General features: G+C 37.8%; 7 protein-coding genes and 4 pseudogenes. 1 reads left to right on the top strand and 10 read right to left on the bottom strand.

Features of this window, described 5'->3' with window-relative positions:
• The 10 genes and pseudogenes from P164_RS08215 to P164_RS08170 all read right to left on the bottom strand — a co-directional run.
• Positions 1-239 (bottom strand): peroxiredoxin (locus P164_RS08215; protein ID WP_035899693.1); only part of this gene is annotated, 239 nt, incomplete at its 3' end.
• Positions 240-242: 3 nt separating this feature from the next.
• Positions 243-651 (bottom strand): annotated as a pseudogene (locus P164_RS08210) (6-pyruvoyl trahydropterin synthase family protein).
• 25 nt (positions 652-676) lie between these two features.
• A pseudogene (locus tag P164_RS18965) lies at positions 677-1110 on the bottom strand (isopentenyl-diphosphate Delta-isomerase).
• Positions 1111-2085: 975 nt separating this feature from the next.
• The gene (locus P164_RS08200; RefSeq protein WP_028375943.1) at positions 2086-2298 is read right to left on the bottom strand and encodes a PD40 domain-containing protein; all 213 of its coding nucleotides are present in this window, start codon (positions 2296-2298) and stop codon (positions 2086-2088) included.
• 113 nt (positions 2299-2411) lie between these two features.
• Positions 2412-2633, bottom strand: coding sequence for a PD40 domain-containing protein (locus P164_RS08190; RefSeq protein WP_159106014.1), 222 nt, complete (start codon positions 2631-2633; stop codon positions 2412-2414).
• Positions 2634-2662: 29 nt separating this feature from the next.
• A complete protein-coding gene (locus tag P164_RS08185; protein WP_028375941.1) occupies positions 2663-3037 on the bottom strand; it encodes a tetratricopeptide repeat protein in 375 nt (124 codons plus the stop codon).
• Positions 3034-3174: a hypothetical protein gene (locus tag P164_RS18670; protein ID WP_159106013.1), complete on the bottom strand. Its 141-nt coding sequence runs from the start codon at positions 3172-3174 to the stop codon at positions 3034-3036. Before P164_RS18670 ends, P164_RS08185 begins: the two co-directional genes overlap by 4 nt.
• A gap of 20 nt (positions 3175-3194) precedes the next feature.
• A pseudogene (locus P164_RS08180) lies at positions 3195-4109 on the bottom strand (type IX secretion system membrane protein PorP/SprF).
• A 67-nt stretch (positions 4110-4176) separates the two neighbouring features.
• Positions 4177-17277: an Ig-like domain-containing protein gene (locus tag P164_RS08175; protein WP_028375940.1), complete on the bottom strand. Its 13101-nt coding sequence runs from the start codon at positions 17275-17277 to the stop codon at positions 4177-4179.
• Between the two features lie 7 nt (positions 17278-17284).
• Positions 17285-17809, bottom strand: a complete 525-nt coding sequence (locus P164_RS08170) for a hypothetical protein (RefSeq protein WP_028375939.1) — start codon at positions 17807-17809, stop codon at positions 17285-17287.
• 662 nt (positions 17810-18471) lie between these two features.
• On the opposite strand from P164_RS08170, the pseudogene P164_RS08165 reads away from it, so the two are divergent.
• A pseudogene (locus P164_RS08165) lies at positions 18472-20061 on the top strand (peptide chain release factor 3).
• Positions 20062-20101 lie beyond the last annotated feature (40 nt).

The raw sequence follows: 20101 nt of genomic DNA, 5'->3' as shown, positions 1-20101 counted from the left end.
GAAAATTTTGCGTGAGATGCGGTATCATCAGAACTGATTCCTATTACCACCGCTCCTGCATCCTTGAAGTCTTCATATTTATCTCTAAATTCACAAGCTTCTGCGGTGCACCCGGGCGTAAAGTCTTTAGGATAGAAATAAATAACAACAGCCTTATTCTCAATATTTACAGAACTAAATATTTCAGCACGTTGATCTTCTAATTCAAAAACGGGTAATTTATCTCCTAATTGCAGCATAGCTTAACTTCCTGAATACGTGACAAAATTACGCGGAGTTTCATACAACGTAATTTCAATTTTAAATTTATCTTCTAATTTTCTACGAAGCTTATCATAAATAACCACACAAATGTTTTCTGCCGTAGGATTTAAATTAGAAAATTCTGGAACATCCAGATTTAGATTTTTATGATCAAAAGGTTCTTCAATTTCAGATTTTATAAATCTTTTAAATTTTTAAATCAATTACAAAACCGGTTTCAGGATCTATCTCTCCCGTTACAGCCACTATTAGATCATAATTATGCCCGTGGTAGTTAGGATAGCTACATTTTCCGAATATTTCAAAATTCTTATCAGCATCCCAGTCTGACCTAAAAAGTCTGTGAGCAGCGTTAAAATGCGCTCTACGCTTAACTGTTACACTCATTGCTCAATGTGTTTTGTACAATTTATCAAAAATGAATCTTAAACCATTCTGTATACACGTTTAGGATTATTTATCATATCTAGTTTATATCTTCAAGGGACATCCACTTCCATTCTGATACCTTCATCGGATTAAGGTTTGGTAAACCTTCATAATTGCCTAACAGTATATGATCAAATTCGTGTCAGTCAAACCGTTATCAAATGGAGCTTTGTATAATAATGGAAAACTTTCTTCCAGTTCTGTAACAAAACCCAATTTCTTCCATAAGTCTGCGCTACCGGCGCAATATTAGATCGCCTTCGCGCTGATGACTACAACAAGTATTCGTCCATAAACCTGGGAGAATGATACTTATGTAAAGCTCTTCGTTGTTACATAAGCTCTTTGTTTTCATTAAAACAAAACTGAAAACGCCCTATGTAATAAGGCTTTTTCGTGAGCTTCCATCTTGGGCATTAATCCTACTTGTTGATCATTTTCATCAACAGAATGACAAGTTCTTCATTCATATTTCTTTTTATTGTAAATGTACAAATACAACTAAGGGCTTACAATAGAAAAGCCTTCTTATTCAGAAGGCTTTTGGGTATTTGTTATATTAAATGCGCATTAATAGTCTTGAACAATGAATTCACTTCTACGGTTAAGCTGGTGATCTTCTCACTACATTTAACCCATTGCTACATTTATTTAAAAGTTGTGTCTCTCCATAACCTCTTCCGGTTAAACGCTCTTTAGCATTACCACCTTTTTCGATGATGTAATTTATTGTAGATTTATTACGCTCTCCGATAAAGCTAAGTTATACGCAGTCTACTCCTCTAATATCTGTGTGAGATCTAACGTCTATTCTTAACATTGGAACTCTTTCAGTACTTCAATGATTTTAGCTAACTCTACAGCTGCATCAGGAGTATGTTGATTTGTCAAAATCAAAATTAGATAGGATTAATTAGCTTACCTAAGTCAAAAGTCTGGAGGTATTGTGTAATAGACGCTCAATTCAATTACAACGGTAACATCACTACTCTCTTAGTACGTTTATTAATTTTTCTGCTGTATATATCCTTCTTTTCTGCTCTTACAAAATAGTCTGTATCACAATTAGGATTTTCAAATAAATAAGAAAGCGTTGGGCTCTTCAGTTTCACCAGAAACATAAGTTCATTCTCTAGATTACGCACTCCTATCAATGAATTATTTAGTGGTTTCCTGTAGCTTTATCAACAACAAGAATGTTCACTTTACTATCACAAGCAGTACGTACAAAACCGTAAATATTATCAATCTAACGGGTCATTTGCTCTATTAGAAGCAAAATAACCGGTTTCAGATTCGGTATCGTATATAAATGTAAAATCGTCTTTCGGGCTATTATAGGCTCGCCAAATATTTGTTATTTCATTCTTTTCAAATCATAGCTGTAAATATCTAAACTCCTAAACCACCACGGCCATCTGTTGAGAAATAGAGTTTACCATTTTTGTCTACAAAAGGAAATGTCTCTCTTCCCGGTGTATTTACTGCAGCTCCCAGGTTTTCAGGGGTACCGTAACCACCCGCATCTGTTAGCTCAACTTTCCAAATATCAGATTCTCCAAAAGAACCATCACGGTCTGAAGCAAAAATATAAAGTTTTACCATCTGGAGACAAGGCAGGATGCGCTGTTGAAAAAGAATCACTGTTAAACGGAAGCTCTGTGGCAACTCCAAACTGCCCACTGCTACCTTTAACAGATTTATAAAGCTTGAGTTTATTAGTGCGTTAGAATCACTTTTATATTATTTTTAGTGAAGTTATTTCTTGTAAAGTACATAGTAGTTCCATCTGCAGAGAAAGTCGCTGTACTTTCGTGAAACTCTGTATTTACGGGGCCTTTTAACTTACTAGCAGACTTAACTTGTCCATCGTCTTCAATAGATCCTGTATATAAATCTAAAAAAGGTTGGTTATTCCATTTGTGAATTCGTGTTGACATTGTACCCGTATCTCTAGTCGATGCAAACATTAATTGCTCACCGTAAAATGAAGGTGCAAATCTGAATAGCCTACGGTATTTACATTAAGTCGTTGAATTTCATAGGTGCCATTTACATAACCTGTACGAACTTCTGCAGTTGTACCATTATAGTAGTCTGTACCTTCAGTGCTCATAAGCTCTTTGTAGCGCTTAATCATCTCAAGAGATTTATCATACTCTTTTATGGCTCTCAAGGTTTGGGCGTATCTAAAGTACTGGTCTGGAGTAACATCAGCAGGATATTTTTCCACTAATTTCTGATACCACATTTCTGCTTCTGTATAATCTGCATTATAATAAAATGCATCACCCAGCTTACTGAAAAGTTCTGCTGACTCATAACCTGCTTCAGCAACTTTCAAAATATTTTTTGAGAGTCTACAAAAGCATACCTGTTAAATTGCTTGGTTCCGTTTGCTATTTCTCGCTCCTGAGCATTTACACTAAATGAAGCTAGCGATAGTAAAATTACCAGTGTAAAAATAATTTTTTGATTCATGGGGTTGAAAATTTAGGGAATTAAAAGAATCGCGGCGTAAGCATTCTGTTATACTCCTTGAATAATTCAAAGCGTATAAATAGTTCATAAGTACCATCATTGTAAGTAGCATTACCCAAGTCTGTACTTTCTCTATCGTAAGCAAATCCTATTAACATTCCATCAGAAACCTGAAAACCTACAAGACCGCTCAAAGCAGCACTCATCTGTAAGATGCTCCTAAAGTAAGTTTATCATAGAATAAAATTTGCATTTACATCTACTGCTAATGGAGCGCCAGCTACCATTTTGACAAGCGTTGAAGGTTTAAATTTTACATCTCTACCTATGTCAAAAACATAACCTGCTAAACCATAATAATGAATTCGTTCCTCAGCTACAAAAGTTTCAGCTCCGCTAGTACCACTTCTTTCAAAATGATCTGTCTGAAGTAGGTAAGGTGCAGACAAACCTCCATAAAATTTAGAATTGTGATAGAATATCCCTACTCCCACATTAGGAGAAAGTTTATTGTCTATATTAATTAAAAATGGATCACCAGCATTAAAAGGATTAGTTCTACTAAAGTCTACATCTAATAAATTTAAAGTTCCTTTAATACCAAAACTGAATTTACCCTCTGCTCCAGTTTCTATAGTATAACTAAAATCTCCACTAAAATTAGTTTCTCTGGCTGGTCCTAGTACATCATTTACTAAGCTAAATCCTACACCTACCTTACCTAATCCTACAGGACTATGCACTGAAAGATTCTGTGTACGTGGAGCACCATCTAAACCTACCCATTGACTGCGATGCAACAATACAATACTGGTAACCCCTCGGTTACCTGCATAAGCAGGGTTTATTACCAAGGGATTATACATGTATTGTGTATACTGGGGATCTTGCTGACCATAACTAGATCCTGCAAAAAGCAAAACAACTAGTACAATTAACTTACCTAGTTTTTATTCATCGTCATAAGCTTGTTACTATAATTACTCATTGAGTGATGCTTTATTAGTTAATGTATAAGAATGAAGCCAACTTACGTATTTCTCCACTATCTCTTTCATAAGTAATGATGTAATAGTAAGTACCTGTAGGTAAACGCTCGCCTCTTCTTACGGTTGCACGACCATCAGAGAATCCTCTAAATGCATTATCTGAATTAGGATCATAACCCTTAGTACTGAACACTTCTACACCCCAACGGTTAAATATTTGAACCGTATTATTAGGGAAATCAGTTATGTTCTGTATCATAAACACATCGTTTAGACCATCACCGTTTGGCGTCATTACATTGTATACAATGATATCTTCTCTATCTAATACACCATCTAATCTTGTAAACGTAGGATCATTCGTTGGATCACCATCTGCATCATCTGGATTATCTACAGTTTCGACAGTATCATCACCATTATCTGATAAATCCTCTATAACATTTCCATTAGTTAATACACCACTTCCTATAGCCTGGTTTTTAACACCTGCATTTTCTATATCATCCTGTGTGATCACATAGACAGCACTAAATGTGTCTGTATCAACTGCACCTGCTGCTAAATCTATAGGCCCTCCTGTTACAGTCACTAGTGGATCATCGATCACTATATCAAATATAGCTGTTTCACCAGTATTTCTTACTGTAAAGGTATAGGTAATAGTCTCACCCACTTCAGGCACTTGATCACCATCCTCGTCATTCCACGTTCCAAATTTATATACACTAAGACCTGTTAAGCCAGGAGTATTTGTAATTGTAGGATCGTTTGTAGGATCACCATCACCATCATCATCTACAGTCTCATCGCCGTTATCTGATGTATCGGTTACATCCTCATCAAATGGATCTTTACCTGTCGCTAAAGCAGAGTTTGTTACAAATCCTGCCTCAATATCAGTTTGAGTGATTGTATAGCTCGCTGTTGCAACACCAATATCTCCAGGTGATAAATCTGCAGGATCTATAATTAATCCAGTAATACCTAAGAATGCATCGTCGATTACAATACCACTTACAACTGTATTACCTGTATTGGTAACCGTGAAGGTATAAGTAATAGTCTCTCCTACTTGCGCAAATGCATCTGCATTCTCATCATTAAATACTCCTGTTTTCACAAGTTGTATTTCAGGATTTGGCTTCTCAGATACTAAGATATAAACTGTTGCTGTATCAGTTGCTACAGGAGAACCTGCATCAAATATCTGATATGTAAATTGATCATTACCTGCAAAGTCTGTATTTGGCGTGTAAATAAAAGTACCGTCAGCGTTAATAACTACTGTTCCGTTTGCAGGACCATTAGCAGGTGACAATGCCACATCTACTAATTGTGTTTGCCCTTCTGGATCAGTATCATTATCAAGAACATTACCACTTATACTCTCATTAGTCTCCCCAAAGTATGCATCATCGTTAGCATTTGTAATGTTACCTGCATCAGGTATAATATTGATTATTACAATTGCTGAATCACAAGCCTGTGGATTACCATTATCACATACTGTATATTCAAAACTATCCTCTCCAACAAAACCAGGTCCCGGAGTATATGTATAGCTTCCGTCAGGATTTACTACTACTGTTCCGTTAGCAGGGTTTGTATTACTAGTTACAGTAATTGGATCACCATCTGGATCAAAATCATTACTTAGTACATTACCATCAATACTAACTCCTACCTCTGTAGTATTTGTATCTGCATTAGCTACCGGTGGGTCATTCTGGGTTGTTTCAAGAGGAACAACTTGAATATATACCGATGCAGTATCACAAGCTTGAGGACTTCCACCGTCACATATTTGATATGTAAATGTATCATCACCTATAAAGTCTGTGTTTGGTGTGTAGGTATAGCTTCCGTCAGGATTGAATACCAAAGTACCGTTTGTAGACTGTGTTACCACTGTGAATACCTCACTTCCAACAGGACCGTCAGGATTCTCATCATTAGTTCCTACGTTACCACTTACCGGCTGGTTAACAAACGTATCATTGATATCAGTAACTGCTAGTATGGTATTACCTCCATTTGGACTAGGATCAATACTGATGTAAACCGTTGCTGTATCAGTAGCACCATTATCATCTGTAATTGTGTACGTAAACTGGTCTGTACCACTATAAATTCCATTTGGAGTATATGTAAGACTACCGTCTGCTAGTATAACCACTGTTCCATTTGAAGGCTGTGTATTAGAAGTTACAGTAAAATCATCTCCTTCTGGATCACTATCATTAGTAAGTACATTCCCTGTAATTACTTCTCCAATCAAACCAAAATAAGCGTCATCATTAGCTACAATAGTATTACCTGCATTTGCAATAACATCAATTGTTACAGTTGCTGTATCACATAGTGATGGGTTATTATCATCACATACTGTGTATTCAAAACTATCCTCTCCTGTAAAATCAGGGTTTGGAGTATAGATGAATGTTCCGTCAGGATTAATTACTAAAGTACCATTAACAGGAGTAGTATTACTTGTTACAGTAAGAACATCTCCGTCTGGATCAAAGTCATTTGCTAATACATTACCATCTACAGGTGTACCTGCTTCAGTAATTGCCGTATCATCATTAGCTACAGGAGCATTGTTTTCAATTGTTCCTTCAGGCAATACCTGTATAGTTACATCTGCACCGTCACAAGCCTGTGGAATACCTGCATCACATACCTGATAAGCGAAAGTATCTTCACCTATAAAGTCTGCGTTTGGTGTGTAGGTATAGCTTCCGTCAGGATTGAAAACCAAAGTACCGTTTGTAGGCTGTGTTACCACTGTGAATACCTCACTTCCAACAGGACCGTCAGAATTCTCATCATTGGTTCCTACGTTACCACTTACCGCTTGATTCACAAACGTATCGTTGATATCGTTGATCGCAAGGATGGTGTTAGCCGCACTAGGATCTACAGTAATGTATACAGTCGCTGTATCTACTGAACCAGCTGTATCTACTATATCATAAGTAAATTGATCTGAACCGCTAAAGCCTGCATTAGGTACATAGCTTAAGCTTCCGTCTGCTGCTAAAGTAACTGTTCCGTTTGCTGCATTGGTGTTTCCGGTTACAGCTAATGGAAGGTCTCCTTCTGGATCGCTATCATTAGTAAGTACGTTTCCGGTTATTTCAGCTCCTAGGTATCCGAAGAATGCATCGTCATTAGCTACTGTAAAGTTTCTAGTATCTGCAATAACTTCGATAGTTACCGTTGCTGTATCACATAATGCTGGTGTACCAGTATCACATACTGTATATTCAAAACTATCCTCTCCTGTAAAATCAGGGTTTGGAGTATAGGTGAATGTTCCGTCAGGATTAACTACTACTGTTCCGTTTGTTGGATTTGTATTACCGGTTACAGTAAGTGGTCCGCCATCTGGATCAAAGTCGTTAGTCAATACATTACCATCTACAGGTGTTCCTGCTTCAGTAATTGCTGTATCGTCATTAGCTACCGGTGGATCATTCTCATTAGTAGTTAAAGGCAATACCTGTATAGTTACATCTGCACCGTCACAAGCCTGTGGAATACCTGCATCACATACCTGATAAGCGAAAGTATCTTCACCTATAAAGTCTGCGTTTGGTGTGTAGGTATAGCTTCCGTCAGGATTGAAAACCAAAGTACCGTTTGTAGGCTGTGTTACCACTGTGAATACCTCACTTCCAACAGGACCGTCAGGATTCTCATCGTTGGTTCCTACGTTACCACTTACCGCTTGATTCACAAACGTATCGTTGATATCGTTGATCGCAAGGATGGTGTTAGCCGCACTAGGATCTACAGTAATGTATACAGTCGCTGTGTCTACTGAACCAGCTGTATCTACTATATCATAAGTAAATTGATCTGAACCGCTAAAGCCTGCATTAGGTACATAGCTTAAGCTTCCGTCTGCTGCTAAAGTAACTGTTCCGTTTGCTGCATTGCTGTTTCCGGTTACAGCTAATGGAAGGTCTCCTTCTGGATCGCTATCATTAGTAAGTACGTTTCCGGTTATTTCAGCTCCTAGGTATCCGAAGAATGCATCATCATTAGCTACTGTAAAGTTTCTAGTATCTGCAATAACTTCGATAGTTACCGTTGCTGTATCACATAATGCTGGTGTACCAGTATCACATACTGTATATTCAAAACTATCCTCTCCTGTAAAATCAGGGTTTGGAGTATAGGTGAATGTTCCGTCAGGATTAACTACTACTGTTCCGTTTGTTGGATTTGTATTACCGGTTACAGTAAGTGGTCCGCCATCTGGATCAAAGTCATTAGTCAATACATTACCATCTACAGGTGTTCCTGCTTCAGTAATTGCTGTATCGTCATTAGCTACCGGTGGATCATTCTCATTAGTAGTTAAAGGCAATACCTGTATAGTTACATCTGCACTATCACAAGCCTGTGGAATACCTGCATCACATACCTGGTAAGCGAAAGTATCTTCACCTATAAAGTCTGCGTTTGGTGTGTAGGTATAGCTTCCGTCAGGATTGAATACCAAAGTACCGTTTGTAGGCTGTGTTACCACTGTGAATACCTCACTTCCAACAGGACCGTCAGGATTCTCATCATTGGTTCCTACGTTACCACTTACCGCTTGATTTACAAACGTATCGTTGATATCGTTGATCGCAAGAATGGTGTTAGCCGCACTAGGATCTACAGTAATGTATACAGTCGCTGTATCTACTGAACCAGCTGTATCTACTATATCATAAGTAAATTGATCTGAACCGCTAAAGCCTGCATTAGGTACATAGCTTAAGCTTCCGTCTGCTGCTAAAGTAACTGTTCCGTTTGCTGCATTGGTGTTTCCGGTTACAGCTAATGGAAGGTCTCCTTCTGGATCGCTATCATTAGTAAGTACGTTTCCGGTTATTTCAGCTCCTAAATATCCGAAGAATGCATCATCATTAGCTACTGTAAAGTTTCTAGTATCTGCAATAACTTCGATAGTTACCGTTGCTGTATCACATAATGCTGGTGTACCAGTATCACATACTGTGTATTCAAAACTATCCTCTCCTGTAAAATCAGGGTTTGGAGTATAAGTGAATGTTCCATCAGGATTAACTACTACTGTTCCGTTTGTTGGATTTGTATTACCGGTTACAGTAAGTGGTCCGCCATCTGGATCAAAGTCGTTAGTCAATACATTACCATCTACAGGTGTTCCTGCTTCAGTAATTGCTGTATCGTCATTAGCTACCGGTGGATCATTCTCATTAGTAGTTAAAGGCAATACCTGTATAGTTACATCTGCACCGTCACAAGCCTGTGGAATACCTGCATCACATACCTGATAAGCGAAAGTATCTTCACCTATAAAGTCTGCGTTTGGTGTGTAGGTATAGCTTCCGTCAGGATTGAAAACCAAAGTACCGTTTGTAGGCTGTGTTACCACTGTGAATACCTCACTTCCAACAGGACCGTCAGGATTCTCATCGTTGGTTCCTACGTTACCACTTACCGCTTGATTCACAAACGTATCGTTGATATCGTTGATCGCAAGGATGGTGTTAGCCGCACTAGGATCTACAGTAATGTATACAGTCGCTGTGTCTACTGAACCAGCTGTATCTACTATATCATAAGTAAATTGATCTGAACCGCTAAAGCCTGCATTAGGTACATAGCTTAAGCTTCCGTCTGCTGCTAAAGTAACTGTTCCGTTTGCTGCATTGCTGTTTCCGGTTACAGCTAATGGAAGGTCTCCTTCTGGATCGCTATCATTAGTAAGTACGTTTCCGGTTATTTCAGCTCCTAGGTATCCGAAGAATGCATCATCATTAGCTACTGTAAAGTTTCTAGTATCTGCAATAACTTCGATAGTTACCGTTGCTGTATCACATAATGCTGGTGTACCAGTATCACATACTGTATATTCAAAACTATCCTCTCCTGTAAAATCAGGGTTTGGAGTATAGGTGAATGTTCCGTCAGGATTAACTACTACTGTTCCGTTTGTTGGATTTGTATTACCGGTTACAGTAAGTGGTCCGCCATCTGGATCAAAGTCATTAGTCAATACATTACCATCTACAGGTGTTCCTGCTTCAGTAATTGCTGTATCGTCATTAGCTACTGGTGGATCATTCTCATTAGTAGTTAAAGGCAATACCTGTATAGTTACATCTGCACCGTCACAAGCCTGTGGAATACCTGCATCACATACCTGGTAAGCGAAAGTATCTTCACCTATAAAGTCTGCGTTTGGTGTGTAGGTATAGCTTCCGTCAGGATTGAATACCAAAGTACCGTTTGTAGGCTGTGTTACCACTGTGAATACCTCACTTCCAACAGGACCGTCAGGATTCTCATCATTGGTTCCTACGTTACCACTTACTGCCTGATTTACAAACGTATCGTTGATATCGTTGATCGCAAGGATGGTGTTAGCCGCACTAGGATCTACAGTAATGTATACAGTCGCTGTATCTACTGAACCAGCTGTATCTACTATATCATAAGTAAATTGATCTGAACCGCTAAAGCCTGCATTAGGTACATAGCTTAAGCTTCCGTCTGCTGCTAAAGTAACTGTTCCGTTTGCTGCATTGGTGTTTCCGGTTACAGCTAATGGAAGGTCTCCTTCTGGATCGCTATCATTAGTAAGTACGTTTCCGGTTATTTCAGCTCCTAGGTATCCGAAGAATGCATCGTCATTAGCTACTGTAAAGTTTCTAGTATCTGCAATAACTTCGATAGTTACCGTTGCTGTATCACATAATGCTGGTGTACCATTATCACATACTGTGTATTCAAAACTATCCTCTCCTGTAAAATCAGGGTTTGGAGTATAAGTGAATGTTCCATCAGGATTAACTACTACTGTTCCATTTGTTGGATTTGTATTACCGGTTACAGTAAGTGGTCCGCCATCTGGATCAAAGTCGTTAGTCAATACATTACCATCTACAGGTGTTCCTGCTTCAGTAATTGCTGTATCGTCATTAGCTACCGGTGGATCATTCTCATTAGTAGTTAAAGGCAATACCTGTATAGTTACATCTGCACTATCACAAGCCTGTGGAATACCTGCATCACATACCTGGTAAGCGAAAGTATCTTCACCTATAAAGTCTGCGTTTGGTGTGTAGGTATAGCTTCCGTCAGGATTGAATACTAAAGTACCGTTTGTAGGCTGTGTTACCACTGTGAATACCTCACTTCCAACAGGACCGTCAGGATTCTCATCATTGGTTCCTACGTTACCACTTACTGCCTGATTTACAAACGTATCGTTGATATCGTTGATCGCAAGGATTTCATTCGACTCTATAGTTCCAGTTGCAGTATCTGATAGATTGTCTGTCGTTCCTAATGATACCGTAGCTATAACAATAAAAGTCTCATCATCTTCAAAAGCTGTATCGTCTACTGTTGGGAACGTGATTGGTCCGCTGGTAGTCTGTCCCGCAGGGATTGTTACCTGTAGTGGTGTTCCGTCTGTATAATCCTCAGGATTGGTTGCAGTACCATCAGCAAAGGTGATGTCTACTACGATATCCTCATAACTTGGTTTATCTAAAGTCACTACAAAGACTGCATCTGCTCCTTCTGCTACTGTTACATCTGCAATAGTAATGGTTGGTGCTGCGCCGTCATTGTCGGTGATTGTTCCGGTTCCGGTTGCACTTGGAGCCGCTGTAGTTCCACTAGCTACCGTTCCCGTTACCGTAAAGTTTTCGTTTACTTCAAATAAAGCATCGTCTACTGTTGGGAACGTGATTGGTCCACTGGTAGTCTGTCCCGCTGGGATTGTTACCTGTAGCGGTGTTCCGTCTGTATAATCCTCAGGATTGGTTGCAGTACCATCAGCAAAGGTGATGTCTACTACGATATCCTCATAACTTGGTTTATCTAAAGTCACTACAAAGACTGCATCTGCTCCTTCTGCTACTGTTACATCTGCAATAGTAATGGTTGGTGCTGCGCCGTCATTGTCGGTGATTGTTCCGGTTCCGGTTGCATTTGGAGCTGCTGTAGTTCCACTAGCTACTGTTCCCGTTACCGTAAAGTTTTCGTCTACTTCAAATAAAGCATCGTCTACTGTTGGGAACGTGATTGGTCCGCTGGTAGTCTGTCCCGCAGGGATTGTTACCTGTAGTGGTGTTCCATCTGTATAATCCTCAGGATTGGTTGCAGTACCATCAGCAAAGGTGATGTCTACTACGATATCCTCATAACTTGGCTTATCTAAAGTCACTACAAAGACTGCATCTACTCCTTCTGCTACTGTTACATCTGCAATAGTAATGGTTGGTGCTGCGCCGTCATTGTCGGTGATTGTTCCGGTTCCGGTTGCACTTGGAGCCGCTGTAGTTCCACTAGCTACCGTTCCCGTTACCGTAAAGTTTTCGTCTACTTCAAATAAAGCATCGTCTACTGTTGGGAACGTGATTGGTCCACTGGTAGTCTGTCCCGCTGGGATTGTTACCTGTAGCGGTGTTCCGTCTGTATAATCCTCAGGATTGGTTGCAGTACCATCAGCAAAGGTGATGTCTACTACGATATCCTCATAACTTGGCTTATCTAAAGTCACTACAAAGACTGCATCTGCTCCTTCCGCTACGGTTACATCTGCAATAGTAATAGTTGGTGCTGCACCGTCATTGTCGGTGATTGTTCCGGTTCCGCTTGCACTTGGAGCCGCTGTAGTTCCACTAGCTACTGTTCCCGTTACCGTAAAGTTTTCGTTTACTTCAAATAAAGCATCGTCTACTGTTGGGAACGTGATTGGTCCGCTGGTAGTCTGTCCCGCAGGGATTGTTACCTGTAGTGGTGTTCCATCTGTATAATCCTCAGGATTGGTTGCAGTACCATCAGCAAAGGTGATGTCTACTACGATATCCTCATAACTTGGCTTATCTAAAGTCACTACAAAGACTGCATCTACTCCTTCTGCTACTGTTACATCTGCAATAGTAATAGTTGGTGCTGCGCCGTCATTGTCGGTGATTGTTCCGGTTCCGGTTGCATTTGGAGCTGCTGTAGTTCCACTAGCTACTGTTCCCGTTACCGTAAAGTTTTCGTCTACTTCAAATAAAGCATCGTCTACTGTTGGGAACGTGATTGGTCCGCTGGTAGTCTGTCCCGCAGGGATTGTTACCTGTAGTGGTGTTCCATCTGTATAATCCTCAGGATTGGTTGCAGTACCATCAGCAAAGGTGATGTCTACTACGATATCCTCATAACTTGGTTTATCTAAAGTCACTACAAAGACTGCATCTACTCCTTCTGCTACTGTTACATCTGCAATAGTAATAGTTGGTGCTGCACCGTCATTGTCGGTGATTGTTCCGGTAGTTGAAACCGTTAAATTTCTTGTATTATTAGTTTGAACACTTCCTTGAATGTTGAAAACTTCAGAGTTCTCATATATTATATCCTCTAAAGAATTTACAACATAATTAGCTGTCAATTGACCCGCAGGAATTGTAATAATCTGATTAACTGCTGCTGTATAATCTAATCCCGCAGTCGCAGAAACATCAGAAGTATTTACTTGTATCACTACATCTTCTGTAGAAACATCACTTATAGTAAAAACAAATTGAAGAGGCTGTCCTTCAACTACCTGTACAGGCTGAACCGATAAAGTAGGATCTGCAGCAACTAAAATTCTAACAGTTGCCGTTGAACATTCTCTATCAGAAATTGGAGAATCTGCGTCACAAATTTGATATGTAAATAAGTCATTCCCAAAATAATCTGCATTAGGAGTATACGTGAAAAAGTCATCACTTAAATCTCCCGGAGTACCATTATTATTTGGAGTCAATGTTCCATTTGATGGGCCAGAAACTACAGATAAACTGCCAGGTCCATCATTACCAAAATCATCATTTACTAGTACAGTAAGAGGATTATTTTGAGAATCTTCAGAAACTGTATATTGATCATCTTGAGCCCTTGGTGAATCATCTAAAATTCCTATACGAACAACTGCTGTATCACAATCACCATCTGAATCACAAATCTGATAGGTTAATTGAACAGGTACTAAATTAAGTAATGGAGGATTATAAGTAATAAAATCATCTGTTGGATCATTAGGAGTACCTGAGTTATTAACAACTGCAGAACCTACTGCTGGTTGAGATACAATTGTTATAGTTCCTGTTGATGGACCATCAGGGCCAAAAATATCATTCTCAAGAACTCTAATGTTAACCGGTTGAATAGGTCTTAAAGGACTTGCCTGAGCCGCATCATCCTGAGCCAAAGGCCTTCCATCATCAACAAAATTATTCTGACAAGTTGACATTAAATTTACAACTCTAGTAATTTTATTAAAATCAGGCCCACCATCAGCATCACTAATACTTACATAATTTTCAAGATCTGTTTCAGTAATCGTATATGTTACATCTACTAATGCTGAAGGTATTGAAGTTTGATATCTATAGTTACCATTTATATCAGTACTCAAGGTAGCAGAACTTCCATCTGTACCAGTAATATTTACTTTTACACCTCTCAAAGGATCTCCACCTTCATCAGAAACATTACCACAGATAACAGGAGCTGTTACTATAGTAGATTGCGGATTTGCATAATTAGCATTTTTGAGAGCTAGTGAATAATACCTGTCGCTATTACCGTTTTCTTTACCTATTGTATAATTAAGTTTTGATTTGCCCTCCCAATAATTACTAAAAGTATAACGAGCATCTGAAGAAATATCCCCTCCAGGTGCAGTAGTAGGATTAATAGCTGTACCGCGTACAGAACCTATTTTTCTTTGAATAGAAATCCGAGTATCTGCCGATTGGTAATACGCATCAGGCAAACTTAACTCTGCATACTCACGGGTTCTCTGACTATCACCATCAATATCAAATGGGGTTCCAAAAAATGAAATAACCACCTCATTTCCATAATTCCCTCCACCAGTTACAAATGTGATTTCAAATTCCACACTTTGATCTCCATTTGTAGAACTCTTAATTTGTGGCTGAAAGTTTGCAGGCACACCTTGTCCAGCTACATCTATATTTAATAAAGAAGCACCGTTATTAAATTTAACGATTTTTACAAGTGCATCTATAGGAGAAGGACTATCTGTAAATACATTTGAGAACCTATAAACAGCACCCGGCTGAAGATTAGTCCCAGATATTTTAACCGGATTTACAAAATTAGAATTTTGATAAAATGGAGCACAATCACAATTACGCTGACCCGGGGGAGTAACGATTACATTAGATACTGTAACGTCAACAGTAGCTGTACTCGTATCACCATTTGCATCTTTTATTGTATATGTGAAAGAATCTGAACCCACATATCCTAAAGCTGGTGTATATAAAATAGTATCATCAGTAGGATCATTAGGTGTACCATTAGTATCTACAACCGCTGTACCATTTGAAGGATTGCTAGCAACCACAATAGCCTGAGAGGCAGGACCATCACCACCAAAATTATCATTGATAACAACGTCAATATTTAAAGGACTATCAACTTGTGTACTTGCACTATCATTTACCGCAGTTGGCTTACACGCCCCACTCGCAACAAGAGTAATACGTGATGGCTGTAAGTTTCCTACAGGACACGCACCTGATAATGCTGAAGATGAAAGTGTTGTTTTTTGAGTGGTATTTTTTACACCTCTATAGTTAGCATTTAATTGTAGATTAAATTGAGTTCCAGCTAGAGAACAATCTGAAGATGCTTTCAAATCAAAACCAACAGAAAGAACAGCATCACCCACTTCAACTATATTATCTGCAAATCCAAAATTTAGCGTTCTTGTTCCTGCTACATAATTAACAGTTACGCCAGCTGGAAGAAGACTTGCATTGGGCACATAATTTACAGAGGAAGGTACTACATATGAAATTGATAAATTTTTCATATCGTCATTACCAAAGTTCTTCACCTGAAAAGTTGCACGAACGGTCTGATCAATAATTAATTCATTTTGAGCTCCTAAATTTGTGGTCAATAATAAAGGAGAAAGCTCTGGCTCATACACTTCAACAGCGAGACCCACCATATATAAACTGTATGTCTCCTGAGTAGAAGTTAATCTTAAAATCGTACTTGTCTGATCATTACCTAGTAGACTATTATTAGGATTATTAAGTGTAAAAACACCTGCATCAAAACCTAATGTATTTGTACTTGCAGGAACTCTATTAGTAACATCCTGACCATATCTGGTAATTTTACTATTAAAAAAGTTATCTTCAGGTCTTAGTGCTGTACTTATATCTGTATAAGAATTAGAAGCATTTCTAATTTGCAATCTATCTCCAGTTAAATCACGATCACCTTCTAAAGCTCCAAATACAACATCAGCATTTACCGCCCCAACAGGAATAGTTCTAAAACCTTCAACACGTATATCGTAATTATTCTCTCCATTATTACGAGTAACATTAGCAAAACCATCAAATATGGTCACATTTCTTGCAGGAAGATTGGTGTTTTCATAAACGACAACAATCTGCCATCCGGCAGAAGCTCCAATAATATCGCCACCATTAGCACCTTGATGACCTATGATCGTTCCGGTTTTGGCTTCGACGTTTGCCACAGTATAACTACCAGTATAATCGCCAATACCTTGAACCAGTGATGTAATATCTTTTACACAAGCATAAGGATCATTAGAAAAATGCTCAGTACGACCTCTATACAAAACTTCATCAGCAGTTACCGTTGTATATGCTGTTTGTCTTGGTAACTTTAGTTTTACCTGATTGTAATTCCAATTAGGTTGATTATCTGAAGAATTTCTATCTCCAGGCTCCTTATCTCCTGCTGTCCAGTACAAATAGACCTTGCGTATAGACACACAAGATCCAGTACCCACAGAACTTAGAGACGCACTACTCGAGTTAAAAGTAGTCACATCTGAATCTATATCTACATAAACATTATCTTGAAAGTTATGATTGCCATCTTCACCTGTATAAGCTGAAGTAGCAGTTCTAGACATGTTATTATTGGCAATGGTAGTAAAATTACCACGCAATGTTTCAGAATAACGCACATCAAATGAGTTCTTAAGCTGAGCCTGCCCAGTAAAAATCCCACCAACAATAAGAAACCCTAAAAGGGAGAGAGTAATTTTTATTTTCATAAGGTTTTTATTTGAAGTTTGATGCGTTCGGATTAAGTTGTTTTATAATCACTGATGCCGCATCGGCGTTTGACCCTTGTGGTGTAGCAATAACTTCCACACAACTCCAAGAGCTATTTTGTATATTATCTTTCTTGATAGTTCTTAAAATAAACTCAGCATTAGAGCCCGCAGCGATATCAATTTTAGATATAGAAACTCCTTCTAATGACAATAATTCAAACTCAACACTTGAACTTGGGAGACTATCTTCATTACACGTAATAGATTTTGCTGATAAACTTAAATTTTCAACTTTTGCAGTAGAATTTTTCAATTTTACAAAATAATCTATCTGTTTTGCAGTTATACCTATACCTTCTTGACGAGTATATTCAATCGTTAATAAACTAGAAGATTGTCCCGGCCCCTCAGATAAGGCATTCTGGGCGTAAAAAATGCTGCTAAACATCATAAATACGGAAATCAGAATTAAGCGAGGTAGATTTGCTAACACAAAAAGGTTATCAAAAACTGAAGTTTTATTATTCATAGTAGGTTAAGTTGTAGATATACGTAAAAAATTACTTTAGCGTTTTAGAACTATTGTAAATAATTTTATAATTTATTTTGAGATAATATCAGAACCTACTTTAAAAGAAGAACCCAATAATACTCTATTAATATAATAAGCCCCGTTCTAAAATTATTCAGAAATAGGGTAATGAACGTATTAAGTTGGGTGGCACAAATATATTAATCGATTAAGTGAATTTATCTATAGCTACACAATATTAGTTGTAATACACGATAGTCGGAAAATCGACACATTATTGTTAATTTTAGTAAGAATTTAGGCTTAAATATCCTACATTTTCAGTGGTTTTCCTCTCAAATTCTCATCAATACAAGCCTCCTAACTTACTTAATTACATGAAATTAGACCTTAAATATGATTTTTAAGGGTTCAAAATTCTCATTAATCAAGAAATAATAATTTCGCTAATTGCAGCTGATTATTTAAACAATTAATCACCCATCAAAATTTAAGTATGGTATTAGATTATATCTAAAATTCGTAAGTCTAAATATTATCAACTAAAAGAATATATGTCCTTTTTATAAAATTCTAATCATAAAAGGTTGAGAGTGATTTAAATGATTTCCAAACTAAATGCTTAACAAATCTTATATTTGCGGTCTTAAATTTTATAAATGAACGTTAAAAAAGAAATAGCACGTAGGCGTACTTTTGGCATAATCTCGCATCCTGATGCGGTAAAACTACTCTTACTGAAAAACTCTTATTATTTGGTGGAGCTATTCAAGAAGCAGGTGCCGTTAAATCAAATAAAATTAAAAAAGGCGCTACTAGTGACTTTATGGAAATTGAACGCCAAAGAGGTATATCTGTAGCCACATCTGTGCTTGCATTTGAATATAATGGCATTAAAATTAACATATTAGACACCCCAGGGCATAAGGACTTTGCTGAAGATACGTTTAGAACCTTAACGGCGGTAGATAGCGTTATTGTGGTAATTGATGTTGCAAAAGGTGTAGAGGAACAGACAGAAAAGCTTGTTCAGGTATGTAGAATGCGAAAAATACCGATGATCGTATTTATTAACAAATTAGATCGAGAAGGTAAAGATGCATTTGAACTCTTAGATGAAATAGAACAAAAGCTCTCACTTACCGTGACACCACTAAGTTTCCCTATTGGTATGGGTTATGATTTCAAGGGAATTTACAATATTTGGGAGAAAAAATATTAATCTCTTTAGTGGTGATAGTCGTAAGAATATAGAAGAAACTATCAATATAAAAGATATACAAACAGAAGAATTAGATCAGTTAATAGGTGAAAAACCTGCTAAAACTTTAAGAGAAGAGTTAGAATTAGTTGAAGGCGTCTACCCTTCATTTGATCAGGAAGCTTATCTCGCAGCAGAACAACAACCCGTATTCTTTGGCTCTGCATTAAATAATTTTGGTGTAAGAGAACTTTTAGATTGTTTTGTAACAATAGCACCTACTCCTAGACCAAAACAAAGTGAAGAAAGAATTGTTAAACCAGATGAAAAAGATTTTACTGGTTTCGTATTCAAAATTCACGCGAATATGGATCCTAAACATAGAGATCGACTTGCTTTCGTGAAGATTGTATCCTGGAGTTTTTGAACGAAACACTCCTTATTTACATGTACGAAATGGCAAAAAAGTAAAGTTTTCGAGCCCAAATGCTTTTTTTGCTGAAAAGAAAGAAATAGTTGAACATTTCATATCCTGGTGATATTGTAGGTCTTCATGATACCGTAATTTTAAAATAGGAGATACTTTAACGGAAGGCGAAGAAATTCATTATAAAGGTATCCCAGCCTTCTCTCCTGAACACTTTAGATATATAAATAATGCAGACCCTATGAAGTCTAAACAGCTGGAAAAAGGTATAGACCAGCTAATGGATGAAGGTGTAGCACAGTTATTTACACTCGAATTAAACGGTCGAAAAGTCATAGGCACAGTTGGTGCTCTACAATATGAAGTAATTCAGTACCGATTAGAGCATGAATACGGTGCTAAATGCACTTACGAGCCCCTAAGTGTTCATAAAGCTTGTTGGGTTGAGCCAAATGATTCTAAAAGTGAAGATTTAAAGAGTTCATTAGAGTAAAGCAGCGATTTATGGCAAAGGATAAAAGAGGACATCTCGTATTTTTAGCAGACTCTCCTTTTACTTTACAAATGACACAACAAAAATACCCTAACGTCAAACTACATTTTGTTTCAGAGTACAAATAATTATTTTAACGACCCCTGTGCGTTTATAATTCCGTAGACT

The sequence above is a fragment of the Leeuwenhoekiella sp. MAR_2009_132 genome (genome assembly GCF_000687915.1).
Classification (GTDB): Bacteria; Bacteroidota; Bacteroidia; order Flavobacteriales; family Flavobacteriaceae; genus Leeuwenhoekiella.
The sequence above is the reverse complement of the archived record's forward strand: the minus strand, read 5'-3'. Positions and strand labels throughout refer to the sequence as shown.

What these genes read in the sequence shown, in the direction of transcription:
- P164_RS08200 (WP_028375943.1), bottom strand. Translation starts at nt 2,298, where the DNA reads ATGGTAAAACTTTATATTTTTGCTTCAGACCGTGATGGTTCTTTTGGA.
- P164_RS08175 (WP_028375940.1), bottom strand. Translation starts at nt 17,277, where the DNA reads ATGAAAATAAAAATTACTCTCTCCCTTTTAGGGTTTCTTATTGTTGGT.
- P164_RS08190 (WP_159106014.1), bottom strand. Translation starts at nt 2,633, where the DNA reads ATGTCAACACGAATTCACAAATGGAATAACCAACCTTTTTTAGATTTA.
- P164_RS18670 (WP_159106013.1), bottom strand. Translation starts at nt 3,174, where the DNA reads ATGAATCAAAAAATTATTTTTACACTGGTAATTTTACTATCGCTAGCT.
- P164_RS08170 (WP_028375939.1), bottom strand. Translation starts at nt 17,809, where the DNA reads ATGAATAATAAAACTTCAGTTTTTGATAACCTTTTTGTGTTAGCAAAT.